Annotated in this window: 17 protein-coding genes; 5 read left to right on the top strand and 12 right to left on the bottom strand. The window is 68.2% G+C overall.

Translation table 11 applies throughout. From position 1 onward, the window contains the following. Position 1 precedes the first annotated feature (1 nt). The 3 genes from LC041_RS09950 to ileS are packed head-to-tail and all read right to left on the bottom strand — an operon-like array spanning position 2 to position 5,111. Entirely contained in the window at positions 2-415 is a 414-nt protein-coding gene (locus tag LC041_RS09950; RefSeq protein WP_226532947.1) for a DUF4233 domain-containing protein, read from the bottom strand. Then, complete coding sequence (locus LC041_RS09945) at positions 412-1,764, bottom strand: bifunctional folylpolyglutamate synthase/dihydrofolate synthase (RefSeq protein ID WP_226532946.1); 1,353 nt, start codon at positions 1,762-1,764, stop codon at positions 412-414. Before LC041_RS09945 ends, LC041_RS09950 begins: the two co-directional genes overlap by 4 nt. After that, complete coding sequence (gene ileS / locus LC041_RS09940; RefSeq protein WP_226532945.1) at positions 1,761-5,111, bottom strand: isoleucine--tRNA ligase; 3,351 nt, start codon at positions 5,109-5,111, stop codon at positions 1,761-1,763. Before ileS ends, LC041_RS09945 begins: the two co-directional genes overlap by 4 nt. Before the next feature lie 266 nt (positions 5,112-5,377). Between ileS and LC041_RS09935 the strand changes: the two genes are divergently transcribed. Continuing rightward, entirely contained in the window at positions 5,378-6,028 is a 651-nt protein-coding gene (locus tag LC041_RS09935) for a pentapeptide repeat-containing protein (protein ID WP_226532944.1), read from the top strand. Positions 6,029-6,035: 7 nt separating this feature from the next. On the opposite strand, the gene LC041_RS09930 is transcribed toward LC041_RS09935, so the two are convergent. From LC041_RS09930 to LC041_RS09915, 4 genes are read right to left on the bottom strand one after another with little or no spacing between them, the layout of a single operon-like run. Beyond that, a complete protein-coding gene (locus tag LC041_RS09930) occupies positions 6,036-7,544 on the bottom strand; it encodes an ATP-binding cassette domain-containing protein (protein ID WP_226532943.1) in 1,509 nt (502 codons plus the stop codon). Beyond that, positions 7,541-8,353: an ABC transporter permease gene (locus LC041_RS09925; protein WP_226532942.1), complete on the bottom strand. Its 813-nt coding sequence runs from the start codon at positions 8,351-8,353 to the stop codon at positions 7,541-7,543. Before LC041_RS09925 ends, LC041_RS09930 begins: the two co-directional genes overlap by 4 nt. After that, on the bottom strand, positions 8,350-9,294 hold the full coding sequence (locus LC041_RS17365) for an ABC transporter permease (protein ID WP_226532941.1): 945 nt from the start codon (positions 9,292-9,294) through the stop codon (positions 8,350-8,352). The genes LC041_RS09925 and LC041_RS17365 overlap by 4 nt, the downstream gene beginning before the upstream one ends. Before the next feature lie 28 nt (positions 9,295-9,322). Beyond that, positions 9,323-10,933, bottom strand: a complete 1,611-nt coding sequence (locus LC041_RS09915) for an ABC transporter substrate-binding protein (protein WP_226532940.1) — start codon at positions 10,931-10,933, stop codon at positions 9,323-9,325. Between the two features lie 170 nt (positions 10,934-11,103). On the opposite strand from LC041_RS09915, the gene valS reads away from it, so the two are divergent. Together valS and LC041_RS09905 are read left to right on the top strand one after the other, a co-directional pair. Beyond that, entirely contained in the window at positions 11,104-13,719 is a 2,616-nt protein-coding gene (gene valS / locus LC041_RS09910) for a valine--tRNA ligase (RefSeq protein ID WP_226532939.1), read from the top strand. Beyond that, entirely contained in the window at positions 13,719-13,934 is a 216-nt protein-coding gene (locus tag LC041_RS09905; protein ID WP_226532938.1) for a hypothetical protein, read from the top strand. The genes valS and LC041_RS09905 overlap by 1 nt, the downstream gene beginning before the upstream one ends. A gap of 116 nt (positions 13,935-14,050) precedes the next feature. Here LC041_RS09905 and LC041_RS09900 read toward each other — a convergent pair whose 3' ends face one another. From LC041_RS09900 to tdh, 4 genes are read right to left on the bottom strand one after another with little or no spacing between them, the layout of a single operon-like run. Beyond that, entirely contained in the window at positions 14,051-14,269 is a 219-nt protein-coding gene (locus tag LC041_RS09900; protein WP_226532937.1) for a hypothetical protein, read from the bottom strand. Further along, entirely contained in the window at positions 14,266-14,889 is a 624-nt protein-coding gene (locus tag LC041_RS09895) for an ArsR/SmtB family transcription factor (RefSeq protein WP_226532936.1), read from the bottom strand. Before LC041_RS09895 ends, LC041_RS09900 begins: the two co-directional genes overlap by 4 nt. Positions 14,890-14,945: 56 nt before the next feature. Next, complete coding sequence (locus tag LC041_RS09890) at positions 14,946-16,124, bottom strand: glycine C-acetyltransferase (protein ID WP_226532935.1); 1,179 nt, start codon at positions 16,122-16,124, stop codon at positions 14,946-14,948. Continuing rightward, on the bottom strand, positions 16,124-17,167 hold the full coding sequence (tdh, locus tag LC041_RS09885; RefSeq protein WP_226532934.1) for an L-threonine 3-dehydrogenase: 1,044 nt from the start codon (positions 17,165-17,167) through the stop codon (positions 16,124-16,126). Before tdh ends, LC041_RS09890 begins: the two co-directional genes overlap by 1 nt. Before the next feature lie 82 nt (positions 17,168-17,249). Between tdh and LC041_RS09880 the strand changes: the two genes are divergently transcribed. Continuing rightward, positions 17,250-18,167, top strand: a complete 918-nt coding sequence (locus LC041_RS09880) for a LysR family transcriptional regulator (RefSeq protein ID WP_226532933.1) — start codon at positions 17,250-17,252, stop codon at positions 18,165-18,167. 31 nt (positions 18,168-18,198) lie between these two features. Beyond that, positions 18,199-20,250, top strand: a complete 2,052-nt coding sequence (locus LC041_RS09875) for a M3 family metallopeptidase (RefSeq protein WP_226532932.1) — start codon at positions 18,199-18,201, stop codon at positions 20,248-20,250. A 242-nt stretch (positions 20,251-20,492) separates the two neighbouring features. On the opposite strand, the gene clpX is transcribed toward LC041_RS09875, so the two are convergent. Beyond that, positions 20,493-21,761: an ATP-dependent Clp protease ATP-binding subunit ClpX gene (gene clpX / locus LC041_RS09870; protein ID WP_226532931.1), complete on the bottom strand. Its 1,269-nt coding sequence runs from the start codon at positions 21,759-21,761 to the stop codon at positions 20,493-20,495. Positions 21,762-21,800: the final 39 nt, after the last annotated feature.

Raw genomic sequence — 21,800 nt, 5'->3', positions numbered from 1 at the left:
GTCATTCACTCTCTGTCTGAGTCTCGGTCGTGGGCGCGGCGGGACGTCGTGCGTCCAATCGAGCCCCTCCGATGGTCGCATACGCCCACATGCCGCCGAAAATCAGGACGACCAGAAGAACCGCCGGCACGAAGAACGCCGACAGGGCGACGAGAGCCTGCACGACCCACCCGGCGGTGAGCGCCCACGGCTTCGTGATCATGCCGGCGATGATGATGCACGCGAGCGCGAGGACCGCACCGCCGACGATCCCCCACCACTGTTCGATGCCCTCGGGAAGCTGCCGCAGCCCGAAGATCGTGAGCCCGACCAGGAACACCACGATCGCCTCGAAACCCAGCACGACGGGCGCGAGCTTCTGCACCAGGGTGCGCGGCGGCCGAGGTGAGCGTGGGGCCGGTGCGTTCGCGGTCATGCGCGCCACCCCGATTTCCAGTCCTCTTCCTCGGCCAGGGCGATCGCCTCTCCGGCCAGCACGACGGAGCCCGCGATGATCACGGCGCGACGATCGGAGGATGCGGCCCACTCGCGCGCTGCGTCGGCGGCATCGGCGAGCGAGTGGTGCACGGTGGCTCGCTGCCCGGCCTGCTCGACGAGGTCGGCGATCGCATCCGCGTCGCTCGCGCGATCGGAATCCGGCGCGGTGGCGAACACGTGAGCGGCGCCGGGCGCCAGCTCTGCGACGATGCCCGCGGCGTCCTTGTCGGCGAGCACGCCGAGCACCAGGCCCCACTCGTCGAAGTCGAAGCTGTCGTCCAGTGCCTGCGCGAGCGCCTTGGCGCCGTGCGGGTTGTGAGCGGCATCGACGACCACGGTCGGCGCGATGCCGAGCAGCTGCAACCGGCCGGGCGACGTCGTCCCCTGGAGCCCGTCGGAGATGATGTCAGCGGCGATCGCCTGAGACGCACCGCCGATCAGCGATTCGACGGCGGCGACGGCGAGAGCGGCGTTGTGCCCCTGGTGAGCCCCGTACAGCGGCAGATACTCCTCGGCGTACTCCCCCGCCAGCCCTCGGACGCTGAGCAGTTGCCCACCCACCGCGAGCTTCTGCTCGGTGAGTCCGAACTCCTCGCCCTCGAACGCGATGGTCGCATTGCGCTCAGCCGCCACTCGGCGCAGGACCTCGGCGGCCTCCGGGGGCTGCTGAGCGGATACGACCGCGGCCCCCTCCTTGATGATGCCGGCCTTGATCTGCGCGATCTCCGCGATCGTCTCGCCCAGGCGGTCGGCGTGGTCGATGTCGATCGGCGCGAACACCGCGACGTCGCCGTCGGCCGTGTTCGTGGAATCCCACTCGCCGCCCATGCCCACCTCGAGCACCAGCACGTCGACCGGAGCATCCGCCACCGCGACGAAGGCCAGCACCGTGAGCAGCTCGAAGAACGTCAGCGGCGCGTCTCCCGCGGCCTCGAACTCGGCGTCGACGATGTCGACGAACGGCTCGATCTCGTCCCACGCATCCGCCACCGCCTCGTCGGAGATCGGCTCTCCGTCGATCATGATCCGCTCCGTGAAGCGCTCGAGGTGCGGGCTGGTGAACAGTCCGGTCCGCAGGCCGTGCGCGCGGAGGAGGCTCTCGATCATCCGTGCCGTCGAGGTCTTGCCGTTCGTGCCGGTGAGGTGCACGACGCGGTAGGTGCGCTGCGGGTCGTCGAGGAAGGCGAGGATGCGCGCCGTGCGCTCCTTGCGCGGTTGCACCCACCGCTCGCCCGCCCTGCTCAGCAGTGCCTCGTAGACGGCATCCGCTCGATCCCTGTCGCTCATGCCCCTGCTCCGATCCGGGTGACGGCGATCGTGAACGCCGCACGATTCGCGTACGTGCCCTTCGCGATGTCCGCGATGAACTCCGCCCCCGCGACCGGGCGGTCCTCGCGATGCAGCGAGTGCTCCAGCGCGAGGGTCTCCCCTGCCACATCGGCGATCTCGAAGGCGGAGGCGACGGCATCCGCATCCTCGTCGCTGGCGAAGCGGAGATCGAGGCGGATGCGGTCGCTCACATCGAAGCCGGCGTTCTTGCGCGTCTCCTGGACGGCGCGGATCACATCGCGAGCGAGTCCCTCCGCCTCCAGCTCGGCCGTGGTGTTGGTATCGAGCAGGACGAAGCCGCCGGTCGGCACGATCGCCAGCGCCTCGCCTTCCGGACGGCCGCTGGTCTCGAGCACGAGCTCGTACTCCGCAGGCTCGAGCGCGATACCGCCTGCGGTGACGACTCCGTCGGTCTCACTCCAGTCCCCCGCGCGCGCCGCCTGGATCGCCTTCTGCACGTCCTTGCCGAGGCGCGGACCGGCTGCGCGGGCGTTCACGCTCAGTCGGTGGTCGATGCCGTACTCGGTCGCAGTGCTATCCGTGAGCGGCACGAGTTCGACGGACTTGACGTTGAGTTCCTCGCGCAGAATGTCCTCGAACTGTCCGAGAGTCCCTGCGAACGGCGACACGACGGTGAGGCGCGCGAGCGGCAGCCGCACACGGAGCTTCTCCTTCTTGCGCAGGGCGTTGCCGACGCTGGAGAGTTCGCGCACCGCGTCCATTGCATCGCGGATCTCGTCCGCGGCCGGGAACCGCGCGTCGTCGGGCCAGTCGGTCAGGTGCACGCTGCGCCCACCCGTGAGACCCTGCCACACGCGCTCGCTGACGAGCGGCACGAGCGGCGCCGCCACACGGGTGAGCGTCTCGAGCACGGTGTAGAGCGTGTCGAAGGCCTCACGGCTCTTCGGGTCGTCGGTCACACCGGTCCAGAAGCGATCACGGGAGCGGCGGATGTACCAGTTGGTCAGCACCTCGGCGAAGTCACGCAGACGCGCAGACGCCGTGGTCGAGTCGAGACCCTCCAGATCCGCACGGACCTCGCGGACCAGATCGCCGAGTCGGGCGAGGATGTAGCGGTCGAGAACATCCGTGGAATCCGTGCGCCAGGATGCCTCGTAGCCGTCGGTGCCGGAGGCGTTCGCATACGTGGCGAAGAAGTACCACGAGTTCCACAGCGGCAGCAGGAACTCACGAACACCCGAGCGGATGCCCTCCTCCGTGACCGCGAGGTTTCCGCCGCGCAGCACCGAGCTCGACATCAGGAACCAGCGCATCGCGTCGGAGCCGTCGCGGTCGAGCACCTCCGACACGTCGGGGTAGTTGCGCAGCGACTTCGACATCTTGTATCCGTCGCTGCCGAGCACGATGCCGTGGCAGCTGACGCCCGTGAACGCCGGGCGGTCGAACAGCGCGGTCGACAGCACGTGCATGACGTAGAACCAGCCACGGGTCTGACCGATGTACTCCACGATGAAGTCCGCCGGCGAGTGCGAATCGAACCACTCCTGGTTCTCGAACGGATAGTGCACCTGCGCGTACGGCATCGACCCCGAGTCGAACCACACGTCGAAGACGTCCTCGATACGGCGCATCGTGCTCTTGCCCGTGGGGTCGTCCGGATTCGGACGCGTCAGGTCGTCGATGTAGGGCCGATGCAGATCGACCTCGCCCTCGGGATTGCGCGGCAGCGTCCCGAAGTCGCGCTCGAGATCCTCCAGCGAGCCGTAGGCGTCGACGCGCGGGTACTCCGGGTCGTCGCTCTTCCAGATCGGGATCGGTGAGCCCCAGTAGCGGTTGCGGCTGATCGACCAGTCGCGGGCGCCCTCGAGCCATTTGCCGAACTGACCGTGCTTGACGTTCTCGGGCACCCAGGTGATCTGCTCGTTGTTCGCGAGCAGATCGTCCTTGATGTCGGTCACCCGGATGAACCAGCTCGAGACGGCCTTGTAGATCAGGGGGTTCCGGCAGCGCCAGCAGTGCGGGTACGAGTGCTCGTAGCTCTGCAGCCGGATGAGACGCCCGTTCTCCCGGATCAGCCGAACCAGCGGCGTGTTCGCTTCCATCCAGAGCTGACCCGCGACGTCGGTGACGCTCGGGAGGAACCGGCCACCGTCGTCGAGCGAGAGGATCGTGGGGATGCCCGCAGCGCCCGCGACCCGCTGGTCGTCTTCACCGTAGGCCGGAGCCTGGTGGACGATGCCGGTGCCGTCGCTCACGGTGACGTAGTCGTCGACCAGGATCCGCCAGGCGTTCTCGGTGCCGTAGGTCTCGGTGTCGGCGTAGTAGTCGAAGAGGCGGTCGTAGGTGATGTCCTGCAGCTGCGCGCCACGCACGGTCGCGTCCACCGCGGAGAGCGCGTCCTCCGTGCTCTCGTAGCCGAGATCCTTGGCATAGCCGCCGAGGAGCTCGCGGGCCAGCAGGTACCGGTGCGCGGAAGACTCCACGGCGGCGTCCTCGGTCCCCGCGGCCTGATGCACGTCGGCCGCACCGGCGGGACCGGCCGGCAGCACGACGTACTCGATGTCGGGTCCGACGGCGAGCGCGAGGTTCGTCGGCAGCGTCCACGGCGTCGTCGTCCACGCGAGGGCGCGCACCCCGGTGAGCCCGAGCGCTTCGGCCTTCGCGCCGGTCAGCGGGAAGGTGACCGTGACCGACGGATCCTGTCGCGTCTGATAGACGTCGTCGTCCATGCGCAGTTCGTGCGCGGAGAGCGGGGTCTCGTCGCGCCAGCAGTACGGCAGGACGCGGTAGCCCTCGTACGCGAGGCCCTTGTCGTACAGGGTCTTGAACGCCCAGAGCACGCTCTCCATGTACCCGAGGTCGAGCGTCTTGTAGCCACGATCGAAGTCGACCCAGCGTGCCTGCCGCGTGACGTAGTCCTGCCACTCGCGCGTGTACGCGAGCACCGAGTTCCTCGCCTTCGCGTTGAAGACGTCGATGCCCATGTCCTCGATCTCGGACTTCTCGGTGATGCCGAGCTGCTTCATGGCCTCGAGCTCGGCCGGCAGACCGTGGGTGTCCCATCCGAAGACCCGATCGACCTTGTGGCCGGTCATGGTCTGGAAGCGCGGGAACACATCCTTGGCATAGCCGGTCAGGAGGTGTCCGTAGTGCGGCAGGCCGTTCGCGAACGGCGGACCGTCGTAGAACACCCACTCCGGTGCGCCCTCGCGCTGCTCGATCGAAGCGCGGAAGGTGTCGTCGGACTTCCAGAACGCGAGCACCTCCTCCTCGATCTGCGGGAAGCGAGGGCTGGGCGCGACGGAATCGGCGGCGGGGCCGAAGGAGGAACGGGGGTAGGTCATCGTGTCTCGCAGTGGTCGTCGTGGTGGATGCTCCTGCGAGGACGACCCTCACGGACCGCGGTACCACCTCGCGTGCCACGCCTTGCGACGCGACCACTCTCACTGCGGCTGTGACGGGCCTGCCCCGCTCGGTTCTACTGAGCGCCGCCCGGGGGCCGCGCCGTTCTTCCGAGAGCTCCCCGGTGATGCCGGATCGATGCTCGTCCCTCCAGTGTACGCGGCAACGGCGTCCCGAAGCTGTCCGTGGCTGCACCTACCCTCGAAGGATGGCCCGCACCTCGGAATCACCCGCCCCGCCCCGCGTGACCGCTCCCGACCTCCCGGCCGTCCTCGAACCCGCCGCTCCGGCGCGCGGCGGCGACATCCTGGGGTCGGAAATCGAACTCACCGGCACCGTCGATCTCGCCTACGCGACGCTCGAACAGTGCGTCGTGCGGGCCGACGCCGACGCGGTCGATCTCACCGGAGCGACCGTCGTCGACGTCGACATGTCGGGCGCGCGGATCGCCTCGCTCCGCATGCGCGACGCGGGTGTGCGGCGGGTGCGGATCAGCGGGGGCCGCATCGGCACGCTCGATCTGAGCGAGGCGCGCATCTCCGAACTCGACCTGCGCGATGTGCGTATCGACTACCTGAACCTCGGTGCGTCCAAAGTCACCGACCTCGAGATCTCGGGATGCACCATCCGCACGATCGACATGCCGCAGTCGGAGCTCACGCGCGCGCGGTTCGCCGACACGTCGACCGAGGAGGTCGATCCCCGAGGCATGCGGGCGAAAGACCTCGACCTGCGTGGTCTCGACGCCCTCGCCTTCCTCGACGCCAACAGCCTGCGCGGGGCCACGCTCACGTCGTTTCAGGTGCAGCAGCTCGCTCCGGTGATCGCAGCGGGCATCGGCATCCAGATCAAGGACTGACGGGCGATCAGCGACCCCCCGCGCCACCGGCGTCGAGCAGCTCCTGTGTGAACCGGTGCTGAGGAGCCGCGAACACCGCCGCAGTGGTGCCCTGCTCGACGATCCGGCCGTCCTTCATCACCAGCACCTCGTCTGCGACCGCTCCGACCACATCGAGGTCGTGGGAGACGAAGATCATCGTCAGCTGCCGTTCCTGCTGCAACCGTGCGAGCACCCGCAGTACCCTCTCCCGCACCGACGGGTCGAGTGCCGAGACGGGTTCGTCGAGCACGAGCACCTCGGGGTCCGCAGCGAGCGCCCTGGCGATGGCCGCCCGTTGCCGCTGCCCGCCGGAGAGCGCGCTCGGACGCCGCTCGGCGAGCTCCGGCGAGAGGTCGACCTCGCCGAGCAGCCGGGCGACACGCGCAGACCGCTGAGAGCGAGGCACTCCCCCCGCTTCCAGCGCCTCGCGCAGCGAACGACCGATCGTCCAGCGCGGGTCGAAGGCCCCGAGCGGGTTCTGGTGAACGAGCTGTACCCGGCGCGCCGAGGTCCACTGCACAGTCCCGCTGTCCGGGGCGTCGACGCCGACGATCATGCGGGCGAGGGTCGTCTTGCCCGACCCCGACTCCCCGACGATGCCGAGCGTGCGGCCGTCCTGGAGCGTGAAAGACGCTTCGACGACCGCCGGGACCGCCTCGAAGCTCCGGGACACGTTTTCGGCGATCAGCACCGGCGGGGAGTCGACGGGTACCGAAGATCGTGGTTCGTGGATCGTCGCTGCGATGAGCTGCTTCGTGTACTCGTGCCGTGGGTTCTCGAGCACTGCGGCCACCGGCCCGGACTCCACCACGACGCCGCGCCTCATCACCAACACGCGATCGGCGATCCGGCGGACGGCCGCGAAGTCGTGGCTGATGAACACGAGCGCTGTTCCCGCATCCGTGATCTCGCGCAGCAGCCCGAGGATCCGCGCCTGCACGGTCGCGTCGAGAGCGGTCGTCGGCTCATCCGCCACGAGCACGGCCGGAGCCGCGGCGAGCGCGGAAGCGATGAGCGCTCGCTGCCGCAGACCCCCGGACAGTTGATGCGGGCGCTGGCGTGCGCGTCGGTCGGGCTCCGGCATCCACACTCTCCGCAGAAGCTCCCGTACCCGAACCGCCCGCGCCGCGCGTCCGCGGACGAGTCGATGAAGCTGCAGCGGCTCGGCGACCTCGGCCGCGATCCGTCGCAGGGGATCCAGCGACACGAGCGCGTCCTGGGAGATGAGAGCGATGCCGGCCCCGCGCACGTCTCGCCACGCGCGCTCGGAGAGGCCCACCGCGTCTCTCCCGTCCAGGACGAGCTCGTCCAGCGAGACGTCGGCATCCGCGGGGGCCAACCCCAGCAGCGCCCGAGCCGTGAGGGACTTGCCCGCGCCGGACTCCCCCACGATCGCGATGCACTCGCCTCGGTCGACGGTGAAGGACACGTCTTCCACGACCGGTCTGCCGTGGAAGGAGATCCGCAGACCTTCTACCCGCAGTGCATCGCTCATGCCGCTCTCCCCTCACCGCGGGCACGCAGGATGCGCCCGACGATCGTCGCCGCGACGACGGTGAGGGTGATCGCGATCCCGGGGAACACCGAGATCCACCACGCCTGGCCGAGCACGTTGCGACCGCCCGCCAGCATCAGTCCCCACTCCGGTGTCGGCTCGGACGGCCCGAGTCCGAGAAAGCTGAGCCCCGCAGCGGCGAGGATGCTCGAACCGATGCCGATCGTCGCCAGCACGCTGAGCGCGCCGAGCACACCGGGAGCCACATGCCGCAGGAACGCCGTCGTCCGGGGTACGCCGAGGATGCGTGCGGCCTCCACGTGCTCGGCCGCCCGGAGCGTCTGCGTCTGAACCCGCGCCAGCCGGAGGTAGACCGGCAGGGCCGCCAGCGTCACCGCGATCGCGATGTTCACCGTCCCCGGGCCGAGCACTGCGACCACGACGAGCGCGACGAGGAACTCGGGAAAAGCCATCAGGATGTCGTTCGCCCTCATCACGGTGGCGTCGATCCCTCGCGGAGCGACCCCCGCGAGGGCTCCGAGGAGCAGACCGATCGTGAGAGCGACGACGGTCGCGAGCAGTCCGATGCCGAGGGAGCGTCCGGCTCCGTACACGACACGGGAGTACACGTCGCGCCCGCTCTGGTCGGTGCCGAACAGATGCTCCGCACTCGGAGGGAGCAGAGCGGAGCGCACCTCCGTCTGGAGAGGGTCGTGGGTCGCGAGGGCGGCCGGCCACAGCGCCGCGAACGCGATCACGGCGAGGGCGGCGACGGCGACCCAGAGCAGCACGCGCTGCGCCCGCGTCATCGGGGGCCTCGAGACGACGCCGCTTCCGCCCGGGGATCGATCAGCGGATGCACGAGCTCGACCACGAGGTTCACCATGACGAAGACCAAGGCGCTGAGCAGGATGATGCCGGTGATGACGGGAAGGTCGCGGTCGTTGATCGCGGCGAGCGTGACCCGGCCCAGTCCAGGGCGCGCGAACACGGTCTCCACGAGCACAGCGCCCCCGAGGACGGATCCCGTGAGGTATGCGGTGAGAGTGATGCCGGAGGCCGCGCCGTGGCGGAGCCCGTGCCGCACCGTGAACCACGAGGGGCTCGCACCACGGGCTCGTACCGTCTCTGCGAACGGCATGCGCTCCGCCTGCACGAGCCCGTCTCGCAGCACCTGGCTGAGCAGCGCGGCCACGGGAAGGGCGAGAGTGACCGCCGGCAGCACGACGGTGGCGGGATTGCGGGCACCGGACACCGGGAACCACCCCAATCCGAAGGCGAACACGCTGAGCAGGACGAGCCCGATCCAGAACACCGGCGAGGAGAGCACGACCAGCTCGATCCCGGCGGCGACCGTGCGTCCGAGCCGACCGCGGACGAACACCGCCACGGCGAGCGCGAGGACGACGGCGATCAGCAGCGCCAGCACGGACAGCTGCACGGTCGCACCGAGTTGACGCCCGATCACCTCGGTCACGGGCATCCGCAGCTGGTACGACTCTCCCAGGTCTCCCCGAGCGAGTTGACCGATGAAGCCGAGGTATTGCTCGAACGGTGGTCGATCGAGCCCGAGGTCGGCCCTGATGCCGTCCTTGACCGCCTCACTCACCTGCGCCTGGGGTCCCAGCATCACCGACACCGGATCACCGGGGATCACCCGGAACGCGAGGAAGGCGACGGTCGCCGCCCCCCACAGGACGAGCACGACAGAGGCGGCGAGGCCGGCGATACGGACGAGAGCAGTCTTCACCACTCGTGCCCTCCGCTCAGCCGGTGGTTCAGCCGACCGTCACATCGTAGAACAGCGGCCGGCCGTAAAGGTCGTACTGCAGGCCCTCGACCCGGTCGCCGACGGCCGTGATCGCCGACGGGCTGTAGAGCGGCACGATGGCCGTGTACTCGGCGTTCCACTGCTGCAGCTGCCTGTACAGGTCATTGCGCGCGTCCTGGTCGCTCGTCGCGACGGCCTGCTCGAGCAGTGCGTCGATCTCGGGATCGCTCACCTGCGACGCGTTCTGGAACCCGTCGGTGTGCAGGTGGCTGCGCAGCAGGTCGGGGTCGACGCCCGAGAAGCCCCAGTCGGTGAGGTCGAATGTCTTCGGCTCATACTGCTCGTTGTACGCGCCGGGCTCGAGAACCTCCCGCTCGACCTCGAAGCCGATCCCCTTGAGGTCGGACTGGATCGCGTTCGCGAGCGCGGCACGGTCATCCGGCACCGGGGTCCAGGCGATCCAGCGCACGGAGAGCCGCTCGCCGTCCTTCATCCGGATGCCGTCGGTGTCGCGCGAGGTCCAGCCGGCCTCGTCGAGAAGCGCGTTCGCAGCGTCCTGGTCGAACGGCCAGCTGCCCTCGAGCGACGCGTCGTAGCCCGGGGTCGTCGAACCGAGGATGCTCCACGCGCGCGGGAACTGGCCGAAGTAGATCTCTTCCACGGCGGCGTCGATGTCGATGCCGCGAGCGAACGCCTGGCGCACCTTCTCGTCCGCGAACACCCCGTACTTCTCGTTCAGATACAGCGAATAGGGCAGGCCGGGGTACTCGACCGAGTCGACAGTGATGCCTTCGCCGAGGTCCTTCGCGAGGTTCGGTGGGATGTTGCTGGCGAGGTCGGCCTCGCCGCTGGTCACCACGCCGGTGCGGACGGATGCCTCCGGCTGGATCTCCACGCGCAGCGTCTCGAACTTCGGAGCCTTCGCGTCATGCGGACCCCACGCGTAGTCGTCGTTGCGGGTGTAGACGATCTCCTGATCCGGCGTGTACTCGGTGAGCTCGAACGGACCGGTGCCGACGGTGACGTCGGGTCCGCCCGCCTTGAGCTGGTCCGCCGACGTCGCGAGGACCGCCGGTGAGTAGAACCCCAGCTGCGGCGTGCTGGCCGCTTGGAGGAACGGAGCGTACGGCTGAGTGAAGGTCACGGTGACCGTGTAGTCGTCGACGACCTCGGTGCCTTCGTAGAAGTCGGCGCCGAGCATGCTCGCCGCCTGCGCGGACGCGGTCGCGGGATCGACGATGCGGTCGAAGTTCGCCTTCACCGCGGCGGCGTCGAACTTCTCCCCATCGGTGAAGGTCACGTCGTCGCGCAGGACGAAGGTGTACTCGGTGCTGTCGTCCGAGACGGTCCAGTCCTTCGCGAGCCAGGGCGAGAAGGATCCGTCGTCCTCCTGGAACACGAGCGAGTCGAGCACGGCCCGCTGCACCATGCCGGAGACGTCGAGCTGGCTCACCTGCGGGTCCATGTGTCCGGCCGAGAGGTTCGCACCCTCGATGGACCAGACGAGTTCGCCGCCGCCGTCTTCGGAGCCGGGGGTGGCGCAGGCGCTCAGCACCAGGGCGGTGGCGGCGGCGAGCGCGGCGAAGGGCAGCAGGCGACGCGCGGGGTGTGCGGGCATGACGAGTCCTCAGAAAGAAGGGGTCGGGATGACTCCATCCTACGGTGAATTGTTGGACTGGGTCGATCTGTGAAGCCGGCTGCTCTCCCCGACGCTCGGTAGACTGTTCGGCACACCCACACTCAGGCACGCTCACACAGTGCCGCATACATCGCTCGAGGAGACCTTCCATGCCTGCATCCGAATCGACGCAGAACCAGATTCCCGACAAGCCCGTGCTCGAAGGCCTCGAAACGAAGTGGGACTCCGCCTGGGCGGAGCAGGGCACGTACCTGTTCGACCGCCTGCGTGCGGCACAGGCAGGCCGTGAAGGCGTGTACTCCATCGACACCCCGCCGCCGACGGCCTCGGGCAGCCTGCACATCGGCCACGTGTTCTCGTACACGCACACCGACGTGAAGGCGCGATACGAGCGCATGCGCGGCAAGACCGTGTTCTACCCGATGGGCTGGGACGACAACGGCCTGCCCACCGAGCGCCGCGTGCAGAACTACTACGGCGTGCGCTGCGACCCGTCCCTCCCCTACACCCCGGACTTCGTCCCGCCGTTCGAGGGAGGCGACAACAAGTCCAGCCGCGCCGCCGACCAGCAGCCGATCAGCCGTCGCAACTTCATCGAGCTCTGCGAGCGCCTCACGATCGAGGACGAGAAGCAGTTCGAGGCGCTGTTCCGCCAGCTCGGACTGAGCGTGGACTGGACGCAGACCTACCGCACCATCTCGGACGACACGATCCGCCAGAGCCAGCTCGCTTTCCTCCGCAACATCGAGCGCGGCGAGGCATACCAGGCACTGGCTCCGACCCTGTGGGACATCGACTTCCGCTCCGCGATCGCCCAGGCCGAGCTGGAGGACCGCGACCAGCAGGCGGCGTATCACACGATCGAGTTCCCCTTCGCCGACGGCTCGGGATCGATCGCGATCGACACCACCCGCCCGGAGCTGCTTCCTGCGTGCATCGCTCTCGTGACGCACCCGGACGGACCCCACAAGCACCTCATCGGCACGAAGGTGAAGACACCGTTCTTCGGTGCGGAGATCGAGATCCACGGTCATCACCTCGCCCAGCCCGACAAGGGCACCGGCGCGGCGATGGTCTGCACGTTCGGTGACGTCACCGACATCGTGTGGTGGCGCGAGCTGCGGACCACCGAAGACGAGCCACTGCCCAACATGACCACGATCGGCCTCGACGGCCGCTTCCTGCCCGAAGCCCCCTCCTCCGTCGAGAACGACGACGCGATCACCTGGTACACCGAGGCACTCGCGGGCAAGACGGTTTTCAGCGCACGCAAGGCGATCGTCGAGAAGCTGCAGGCGACCGGCGACATGACCGCGGTGGGTAAGCCCTTCAACCACGCGGTGAAGTTCTTCGAGAAGGGCGACCGCCCGCTCGAGATCGTCTCCACACGCCAGTGGTACATCCGCAACGGCGCCCGTGACGGTGAGCTGCGCGACAAGCTGCTCGCACACGGTCAGGAGCTGGCTTGGCACCCCGAGTTCATGCGGGTGCGGTACGAGAACTGGGTCGGCGGCCTGACCGGCGACTGGCTGGTCTCCCGTCAGCGCTTCTTCGGTGTGCCGATCCCGCTCTGGTACGCCCTCGACGAGAACGGGGAACGCGACTACGACCGCGTGCTCACCCCGGATGCGGCGATGCTCCCGATCGACCCGACGACCGATGCACCCGCCGGATACACCGAAGACCAGCGCGGCGTGGCGGGCGGGTTCGAGGCCGAAGCGGACATCCTCGACACGTGGGCGACCTCGTCGCTCACCCCGCAGCTCGCCGGCGGCTGGCAGCGCGACGAGGAGCTCTGGCACCTCACCGCGCCGTTCGACCTCCGCCCGCAGGGACAGGACATCATCCGCACCTGGCTCTTCTCGACGATGCTGCGTTCCACGCTCGAAGATGACCGGACGCCCTGGCGCAACGCCGCGATCTCCGGTTTCATCGTCGACCCCGACCGCAAGAAGATGTCGAAGTCCAAGGGGAACGTCGTCACGCCTGCCGACGTCCTCGACGCCCACGGCTCGGATGCCGTGCGCTACTGGGCGGCGTCGAGCCGCCTCGGCATGGACGCGGCGTTCGACCCGCAGAACCCCACGCAGGTGAAGATCGGCCGCCGCCTGGCTATCAAGGTGCTCAACGCCGCGAAGTTCGTGCTGTCGTTCCCCGTGCCGGAAGGTGCACAGGTGACGCACGCACTGGATGCCTCGATGCTGACGGCGCTCGACGAGGTGGTCGTCGAAGCCACGAAGGCCTTCGACCGGTATGACGCCGCACGAGCCCTGGAGCTCACCGAGGCGTTCTTCTGGACGTTCTGCGACGACTACCTCGAACTCGTCAAGGAGCGCGCCTACGACCAGACCGACGTGGGACAGGCCTCGGCGGCACTCTCGTTGCGTCTGGCGCTCTCGACGCTCCTCCGACTGCTCGCCCCGGTGCTCTCCTTCGCGACCGAGGAGGCCTGGTCGTGGTTCGAGGAGGGCTCGGTGCACACGTCCGCGTGGCCAGCACCTCTCGGTGGCGACGGCGATCCCGCCGTGCTCGCCGCCGCGAGTGAAGCACTGATCGGCATCCGCCGCGCGAAGACCGAAGCCAAGGCCTCTCAGAAGACGCCGGTCTCCCGCGCCGCGATCTCCGCTCCCGCGGTCAAGCTCGACGCTCTGCGCGCCGCAGCGGATGACCTTCGCGCCGTCGGGCGCATCGCCGAGCTCGAGTTCAGCGAATCCGAGGAGTTCGCGGTCACGGCGATCGAGCTCGCGCCGGTCGAGGCGTCCTGATGCAGCTCGGTACGCGCTGGGCCACGGGATCAGAGGCTCCCGCCTCGGTGCCCGCTTCCCTTCGCGCCGCCATCGCGGAGGTGGAATCGAAAGGTTTCACGGGCCACTGGACGCTCACGTGGCTCGAGGGCCGAGCGATCGCCGAGCTCGATGCCGGGTGGGAGGTCTTCCAGGCCGCCTCCGGCGAGATCGTCGCCCGCCCGTTCGAGGACTGACGGCGAGACCCCGCGCAGCGCCGGGACCCCCGCGCAGCGCCGAGACCCCCTGCTGGCCGCGTAGGCAGCAGGGGGTCTCGGCAGCGAGCGGGGGCATCGGCGCGCGTCCAGACAAGTCAGCGGCGGGGAGCCCCCAGCTGCGCGAGCAGGTGATCCACCGCACGGGGATCCTGTCGCCGCGTCTGCTGTTCGCGGAGGAGGTCGAGCGCGAGCACGCGCTTCTGTGCACGTCGGGCGATCCGGTGCTCCACGTAGGCGGTGAGCCGGTCGGCCAGCTTCAGCAGCCCCCGCTCGGTCTGCGTCGGCGCCACCAGGCGGAGTGTCGCACTCGTCATGATTCCTCCACAGCATCGTCGGTCGAACCCTGCACCGCGGTCGACGGCGTCGGCAGGTCGAAGAGTTCCGCGCGGAGCGACACCCGCCGCACGTCGGGTCCGGTCTGCCCTCGGTAGCGTTCGATGGCGCGCTCGACGGTCGCCTCGAGCTCCTGACGAAGGGACATCGCCTGATCGGGGGTCATGTCGAGGTGGGTCGTGATGGTGATCCCCACCTCGCGCCAGGCCTCTGGCACCTCGGACTGCGGGCGGTTCAGGTATGACATCAGGGTCTCGTGCCGCAGGCGGAAGAACTCCGAGGTCACGATCTGTGCCGCCGCGCGGTTCGCCGGCGATGTCATGTCATCGGGGCCGGGCACATCGATGCGCCCCTTGGGACGCTCCCACCAACGCTCCCGCGCGGTGCCCCGCCCCTCGACCTCGCGGATCAGGTCATGGGCGGCGAGAGCGCGAAGGTGGTAGCTCGTCGATCCGGAGGTCTCCCCCACGAGGGCCGCGAGCGAACTGGCAGTCTGCGGGCCGCGCGAGGCGAGCAGGTCGAAGATCTTCACTCGGAGTGGATGCGCCAGAGCCTTCAGCGCACCGGCGTCGAGGGTGCGCACCTGCGTCTCGTTCGTCATGTATGCAAAGATACTCTTGCAAAGACGTCTTTGCAAGCATTTCTTTGCACTCCTGTCTACGCGACGGCAGCACGAGCCGCGACGAACGCCGCGACACACCTCTCCACCTGCTCCGGCGTGTGCGCCGCCGACAGTTGCACACGAATCCGCGCCAGATCGCGGGGGACGACCGGGAAGCTGAAGGCCGTGACGTAGACGCCGCGCTCCTGCATCTCGTGAGCGATTCGCGCCGTCTTCGCGGCATCCCCGAACATCACCGGGACGATCGGGTGCTCACCGGGAAGCAGGTCGAATCCCTCGGCTTCCATCCGCTCGCGGAAGAGTGCCGCATTGCTGCGCAGACGCGATCGGAGCTCTGCCGACCCCTCCACGAGATCGAGTGCGGTCAGGGTCCCGGCAACGATCGCGGGCGCGAGCGTGTTGGAGAACAGATAGGGGCGCGAACGCTGACGCAGCAGCGCGACGATCTCCGCATGCGATGCCACGTAGCCGCCGGAGGCTCCGCCCAAGGCCTTCCCGAACGTTCCGGTGTAGATGTCGACGCGGTCGGCCACCCCGCAGAGCTCGGGCGTCCCCCTGCCGTTCTCCCCCACGAACCCGACGGCATGGGAATCGTCCACGAACACCAGGGCGTCGTAGCGCTCGGCGAGGTCGCAGATCTCCGCGAGGGGTGCGATGTAGCCGTCCATCGAGAAGACCCCGTCAGTCACGATGACTCGGTGACGCGCGTCCGACGCCGCCCGCAGCTGCTCCTCGAGGTCGGCCATGTCGCGATTGCGATAGCGGAGCCTGCGCGCCTTCGAGAGCCGGATGCCGTCGATGATCGACGCGTGGTTGAGCTCGTCCGAGATGATGGCGTCCTCCGCGGAGAAGAGCGTCTCGAACACTCCCCCGTTCGCATCGAAACACGACGAGTAGAGGATCGCCTCGTCCGTCCCGAGGAAGTCGGCGAGGCGGCGTTCGAGCTCGAGATGCTGTTCCTGCGTACCGCAGATGAAGCGGACGCTCGCGAGACCGTAGCCCCACTCCTGCAGCGCCCCGGTCGCCGCCTCCAGGATGCGCGGGTCGTCGGCGAGGCCGAGGTAGTTGTTCGCGCAGAAGTTCAACACCTCCATCCCATCGGCCGTGATCTCGGCACTCTGGGGGCCGCGAATGCCGCGCTCGTGTTTGGTGAGCCCGGCCTCCTCGATGGCCGCCAGCTCTCCCGCCACGTGGTCCTTGAAGGTTCCGTACATCACAGCTCCGTCCAGTCGAGGATGATCTTGCCCGTTCCCGCCGACTCCGCCGCGGCGAAGCCTCGTTGCCAGTCGCGCGCCGGGACGACGTCGGCGATCACACGCCCGATGGCATCGCGCAGGGTCGCGCTCGTCTGGAGCATCGCTCCCATCGCGTTCCAGGTCTCGAACATCTCGCGACCGTAGATCCCCTTGATCGTGAGCATGTGGGTGACCAGCTTGCCCCAGTCGATCTCGAAACCGCTGCTCGGCAGGCCGAGCATGGCGATGCGTCCGCCGTGGTTCATGTTGTCGATCAGAGCCGGCAACGCCGAGGCCGCGCCGCTCATCTCGAACCCGATGTCGAAGCCCTCCCGCATGCCCAGCGCCTGCTGTGCATCGCGGATGTCCCGCACCGATACGTCGACGACTTCGTCGGCCCCCATTCGGCGAGCCATCTCCAGCCGCGGCGCGCTCACGTCGGTCGCCGCGATGAAACGGGCTCCGGCGTGCCGGGCGACCGCGATCGCCATGAGTCCGATCGGTCCGCAGCCCGTCACCAGGACGTCTTCTCCGACCAGCGGGAAGGTCAGCGCCGTGTGGACGGCGTTCCCGAGCGGATCGAAGATCGCCCCGAGCTCCGGTGTCACCTCTGCGTGGTGCACCCAGACGTTCGCGGCAGGCAACGCGAGGAACTCCGCGAAGGCACCGTCCCGCTGCAGCCCGAGACCGATCGTGCGGATGCACATCTGACGACGCCCCGCCCGACAGTTGCGGCACGTGCCGCACACGATGTGCCCTTCTCCCGAGACGCGGTCCCCGACGGCGATGTCGTGCACCGAGGGCCCCACCTCGACGACCTCGCCGTAGAACTCATGACCGGGTATCAGCGGAGCGGTGATCGCCGAGGCCGCCCAGTCGTCCCAGCGGAGGATGTGCAGGTCGGTGCCGCAGATACCGGTGCGCAGGACCCGGATCACGACCTCATCGGGGCCGGCGGTCGGATCCGGACGCTCGACGAGCTCCAGCCCGGCACCCGGTGCGTCCTTGAACAGTGCCTTCATGCTTCCGATCCCACCGCATCCGACCATGTAGAGCAATCACCATCGTCTGCAGTGATCATTTAGCGAATGCTAATGTGTCGCGGTGGAACTCCATCAGTTGCAGATCTTGCGCGAACTCGGCGCGCTCGGGAGCGTCACGGCCGTGGCCGACGCTCTCCGCGTCACCCCCTCCGCGGTGTCTCAACAGCTCACGGCACTCCAGCGAGGTTTCCCCACCCCCCTCACGACACGGCAGGGTCGGACTCTCTCCCTCACCCCCGCCGGCGAGGTTCTCGCGGCAGCGGCGACCGAGGCGATCGATGCCATGGCCGCAGCCAGACACGCCGTGGAGGCGTTCGAGGACGCGCCGACCGGCGTCGTCAGCGTCAGCGGATTCCATAGCGTGGGCCAGGCGCTGTTCGGACCGTTGCTGCGTGAGTTCGCGGGCGACGAGGCCGCGCCCAGCGTGCAGATGACCGACGAGGATGTCGCTCAGAGCGAGTTCCCCGCACTGACAGCCCGCTACGATCTCGTCCTCGCGCACCGCATGGAGCATTCGGCGCCCTGGCCGACGCCGGGCATGCGGAGCCTGACGCTCGTGCGCGAGCCGCTCGACGTCGCCGTGTCGACCTCGCACCCGCTGTCCACCCGATCGAGCCTCACCCCTGCCGATGTCGCAGGGGAGAGGTGGGTCACCAGTCGCATCGGGTACTCGCCCGATGACGTGCTCCGCGCTGTAGCGGCCGTCGCCAACCGGCCCATCGAGATCCATCACCGCATCAACGACTACGGCGCGGTCTCCGCCGTCGTCGCCGCCGGCGGTGTGCTCGGGATGTTGCCGCGATACACATCGCGCAGCGTCGACGACCGCGACATCGTCCGCATCCCGCTCGAGGGAGTGAGCACCCATCGGATGATCGATCTGCTCGCGCGCCCGGAGAACCTGCGTCGGCGCTCCGTCCGCACCGTCGTGGAGGCGCTGCGACGGGTGATGACGCGTCTGAGCCGCGACGATTCCTGAGCCCGCACGGGTCGGTGGATAGGCTCGGAGGATGACCGACGCCACGAACCCGTTGCTGCAGCCGTCACCGCTCCCCTACGGCCTCCCCGACTACTCGGCGATCCGGCCGGAGCACTATCTCCCCGCGTTCCGGGCCGGGTTCGACGAGCAGCTCCGTGAGATCCGGCGCATCACGATGGTCCGGTCGATGCCGACGTTCGAGAACACCGTGGAGGCTCTGGAGCGCTCCGGTGAACTGCTCGACCGCGTCGCGCACATCTTCTACACCGTCAGCTCCGCCGACGCGACGCCCGACATCCAGGAGCTCGACGAGCAGCTCGCGCCGCTCATGGCCGCGCACCACGACGCGATCGCACTCGACGGCGCCCTGTACTGGCGGATACGGCAGGTGTTCGAGCACCGGGATTCGCTGAACCTCGACGCCGAACAGCGGTATCTGGTGGAGCGTCATCACCAGGAGATGACGCACGCGGGCGCAGGCCTCGACGACGAGGCCAAGACCCGGCTGACCGCGTTGAACCAACGACTGTCGACGTTGACGAACACCTTCGAGCGCAACCTGCTCAACGACACGAACGACCTCGCCGTCGTCTTCGACTCCGCCGCCGAACTGGAGGGTCTGAGCAGCGGTGAGCTCTCGGCAACCAGACGTGCGGCGGCCGACCGAGGACTGGAGGGGAAGTTCCTCATCACACTCCCGCTCTTCACCGGGCACCCTGCGCTGGCCCAGCTGCGCGTGCGGGAGTCTCGTCGGCGCATCATGGCCGCATCGCTCTCCCGGGCTTCCCGTGGCAACGCGAACGACAACCGCGCCGTGCTGACCGAGATAGTAGGTCTGCGCGCGGAGCGAGCCGCGCTGCTGGGATACGAATCGCACGCCGCCTACGTCACCGCCGACGAGACAGCGGGTACTCCGGACGCGGTCGAGCGGATGCTGCGACGGCTCGCCGGCCCCGCAGCGCGGAATGCGCGCGAAGAGCGGGCGGCGCTTCAGGCGATCGTCGACGAGACCGAGCCTGAGCCGTTCACCGTCGAAGCCCACGACTGGGCGTTCTACACCGAGCGGGTCCGCACAGCGCGCTACGACATCGACACCAGCGCCCTGCGCCCCTGGTTCGAGGCGGAGCGGGTCCTCCGAGACGGTGTCTTCTTCGCGGCGACCCGACTGTACGGCGTGAGCTTCGCCGAGCGTGAGGATCTCGTCGCCTACCACCCCGGTGCGCGGGTCTTCGAAGTGCGCAACGCCGATGACTCGCCCCTCGGCCTGTACGTGCTCGACCTCTACACCCGAGACTCGAAGCGCGGCGGTGCCTGGATGAACGCGATCGTGAGTCAGTCGCGGCTGCGCGGGACGGCTCCCGTCGTGGTGAACAACCTGAACGTGCCGCTGCCGGGTGACGGGGAGCCGACCCTGTTGACCCTCGACGAGGTGACCACTCTGTTCCACGAGTTCGGGCACGCCCTGCACGGACTCTTCGCGCGTGTGACGTACCCGCACTTCGCGGGCACGAACGTGTTCCGCGACTTCGTCGAGTTCCCGAGCCAGGTGAACGAGATGTGGATCCTGTGGCCGGAGGTCCTCGACAACTACGCGCGTCATCATGAGACGGGCGCACCGCTGGATCCCGCGATCGTGGAGCGTCTGCGCGCCACCGAGGCGTTCGACCAGGGCCACGCGACGAGCGAGTATCTCGCTGCGGCCTGGCTCGACCAGGCGTGGCACCGACTGGGCGCCGAAGCGGAGGTCGCCGACGTCGCGGCGTTCGAAGCTGCCGCGTTGGCGGACATCGGCCTGGATGATCCGGCGGTGCCGACGCGCTACTCCTCCACCTACTTCGCCCACGTGTTCTCCGGCGGATACAGCGCCGGCTACTACTCGTACATCTGGAGCGAGGTGCTCGACGCCGATACGGTCGAGTGGTTCCGCGAAAACGGCGGTCTCACTCGTGGCAACGGCGACAGGTTCCGCGACCGGCTCCTCGGGGTGGGAGGCTCGATGGATCCCCTCGCTGCCTACCGTGACTTCCGTGGACGCGACGCCGAGATCGAACCACTCCTGAAACGGCGTGGGCTCAACACCTGAGAAGAGACACGCGGGCGCGTCCGACACGGTCTCAGGCGTAACGGAACTCGATTTCGGCTCGCTGTCGGACGACCACGTCCACCGATTCCTCGAGAACACCGGCTGCGGAGAGTGAACTGCAGGTCGGCGATCCGTGTGTCATCGCCATCTCCACGGCGAGCCATCGACGGTGACGCTCCTGGGCTCCATAGCTACCTTCACACGCCCGTCCCTTTCACCCCGGCGAGCATCGGCCGGAACCCTCAGGCGCTCTTGCGCTTGCGCTCCATCACGATGGTCGGCGGTGCGCCCTCTTCAACGGCCGCACGGGTCACGATGACCTTGGCGACGTCTTCGGCCGAGGGGATCTCGAACATGATCGGTCCGAGGACATCTTCGAGGATCGCGCGGAGACCACGTGCGCCGGTCTTGCGTTCGACGGCGAGGTCGGCGATCGCTCGCAGTGCTTCCTCTTCGAACTCGAGCTGCACGCCGTCGATCTCGAACATGCGCTGGTACTGCTTCACCAGAGCATTGCGCGGTCCGGTGAGGATGTCGATCAGGGCGTCCTGATCGAGGGGCGACACGTTCGTGACGACGGGAAGGCGCCCGATGAACTCGGGGATCAGGCCGAACTTGTGCAGGTCCTCCGGGAGCACTTCGCTGAACAGATCGAGGTCTTTGCCCTTGTCGTGCAGCGGGGCGCCGAAGCCGATACCGTGCTTGCCGACTCGCGCCGACACGATGTCCTCCAGGCCTGCGAAGGCACCGGCGACGATGAACAGCACGTTCGACGTGTCAATCTGCAGGAACTCCTGATGCGGGTGCTTGCGTCCGCCCTGCGGGGGCACCGAGGCGACGGTGCCCTCGATGATCTTGAGCAGTGCCTGCTGCACGCCCTCGCCCGAGACGTCACGCGTGATCGACGGGTTCTCCGCCTTGCGGGCGATCTTGTCGACCTCGTCGATGTAGATGATGCCCTGTTCGGCGCGCTTGACGTCGTAGTCCGCGGCCTGGATGAGCTTGAGCAGGATGTTCTCGACGTCTTCGCCGACATAGCCGGCCTCGGTCAGCGCCGTGGCATCCGCGACGGCGAAGGGAACGTTGAGGCGCTTGGCGAGAGTCTGCGCGAGATAGGTCTTGCCGCAGCCCGTCGGGCCGATGAGGAGGATGTTGCTCTTCGCGATCTCGACTTCTTCGGCGCGCTGCTCCGCCGTCTGCAGGGTGCCGTGTGCTCGGACTCGCTTGTAGTGGTTGTAGACCGCGACCGCGAGAGCACGCTTCGCGGGTTCCTGACCGACGACGTACTCCTCGAGGAAGGAGAAGATCTCGCGCGGCTTCGGCAACTCGAACTCCGCTGCCCCGTCGGCGGACGACTCCGCCATCCGTTCCTCGATGATCTCGTTGCACAACTCGACGCACTCGTCGCAGATGTACACGCCGGGGCCGGCGATGAGCTGCTGGACCTGCTTCTGACTCTTTCCGCAGAAAGAGCATTTGAACAGGTCAGCGCTTTCACCGATGCGTGCCATGCGCGTCCTCCTATGGGGGATCAGAGATCGTTCTTCGAG

It is taken from the genome of Microbacterium paraoxydans (assembly GCF_020524545.1).
GTDB classification, from domain to species: domain Bacteria; phylum Actinomycetota; class Actinomycetes; order Actinomycetales; family Microbacteriaceae; genus Microbacterium; species Microbacterium paraoxydans_C.
The sequence above is the reverse complement of the archived record's forward strand: the minus strand, read 5'-3'. Positions and strand labels throughout refer to the sequence as shown.

Excerpts from the sequence above, each read along its gene's own strand:
- ileS (WP_226532945.1), bottom strand. The coding sequence starts at position 5,111 with ATGACCTACCCCCGTTCCTCCTTCGGCCCCGCCGCCGATTCCGTCGCG.
- valS (WP_226532939.1), top strand. The coding sequence starts at position 11,104 with ATGCCTGCATCCGAATCGACGCAGAACCAGATTCCCGACAAGCCCGTG.
- LC041_RS09890 (WP_226532935.1), bottom strand. The coding sequence starts at position 16,124 with ATGTACGGAACCTTCAAGGACCACGTGGCGGGAGAGCTGGCGGCCATC.
- LC041_RS09900 (WP_226532937.1), bottom strand. The coding sequence starts at position 14,269 with ATGACGAGTGCGACACTCCGCCTGGTGGCGCCGACGCAGACCGAGCGG.
- LC041_RS09925 (WP_226532942.1), bottom strand. The coding sequence starts at position 8,353 with ATGACGCGGGCGCAGCGCGTGCTGCTCTGGGTCGCCGTCGCCGCCCTC.
- tdh (WP_226532934.1), bottom strand. The coding sequence starts at position 17,167 with ATGAAGGCACTGTTCAAGGACGCACCGGGTGCCGGGCTGGAGCTCGTC.
- LC041_RS09930 (WP_226532943.1), bottom strand. The coding sequence starts at position 7,544 with ATGAGCGATGCACTGCGGGTAGAAGGTCTGCGGATCTCCTTCCACGGC.
- LC041_RS09945 (WP_226532946.1), bottom strand. The coding sequence starts at position 1,764 with ATGAGCGACAGGGATCGAGCGGATGCCGTCTACGAGGCACTGCTGAGC.
- LC041_RS09905 (WP_226532938.1), top strand. The coding sequence starts at position 13,719 with ATGCAGCTCGGTACGCGCTGGGCCACGGGATCAGAGGCTCCCGCCTCG.
- LC041_RS09935 (WP_226532944.1), top strand. The coding sequence starts at position 5,378 with ATGGCCCGCACCTCGGAATCACCCGCCCCGCCCCGCGTGACCGCTCCC.
- LC041_RS09895 (WP_226532936.1), bottom strand. The coding sequence starts at position 14,889 with ATGACGAACGAGACGCAGGTGCGCACCCTCGACGCCGGTGCGCTGAAG.
- LC041_RS09875 (WP_226532932.1), top strand. The coding sequence starts at position 18,199 with ATGACCGACGCCACGAACCCGTTGCTGCAGCCGTCACCGCTCCCCTAC.
- clpX (WP_226532931.1), bottom strand. The coding sequence starts at position 21,761 with ATGGCACGCATCGGTGAAAGCGCTGACCTGTTCAAATGCTCTTTCTGC.
- LC041_RS09915 (WP_226532940.1), bottom strand. The coding sequence starts at position 10,933 with ATGCCCGCACACCCCGCGCGTCGCCTGCTGCCCTTCGCCGCGCTCGCC.
- LC041_RS09950 (WP_226532947.1), bottom strand. The coding sequence starts at position 415 with ATGACCGCGAACGCACCGGCCCCACGCTCACCTCGGCCGCCGCGCACC.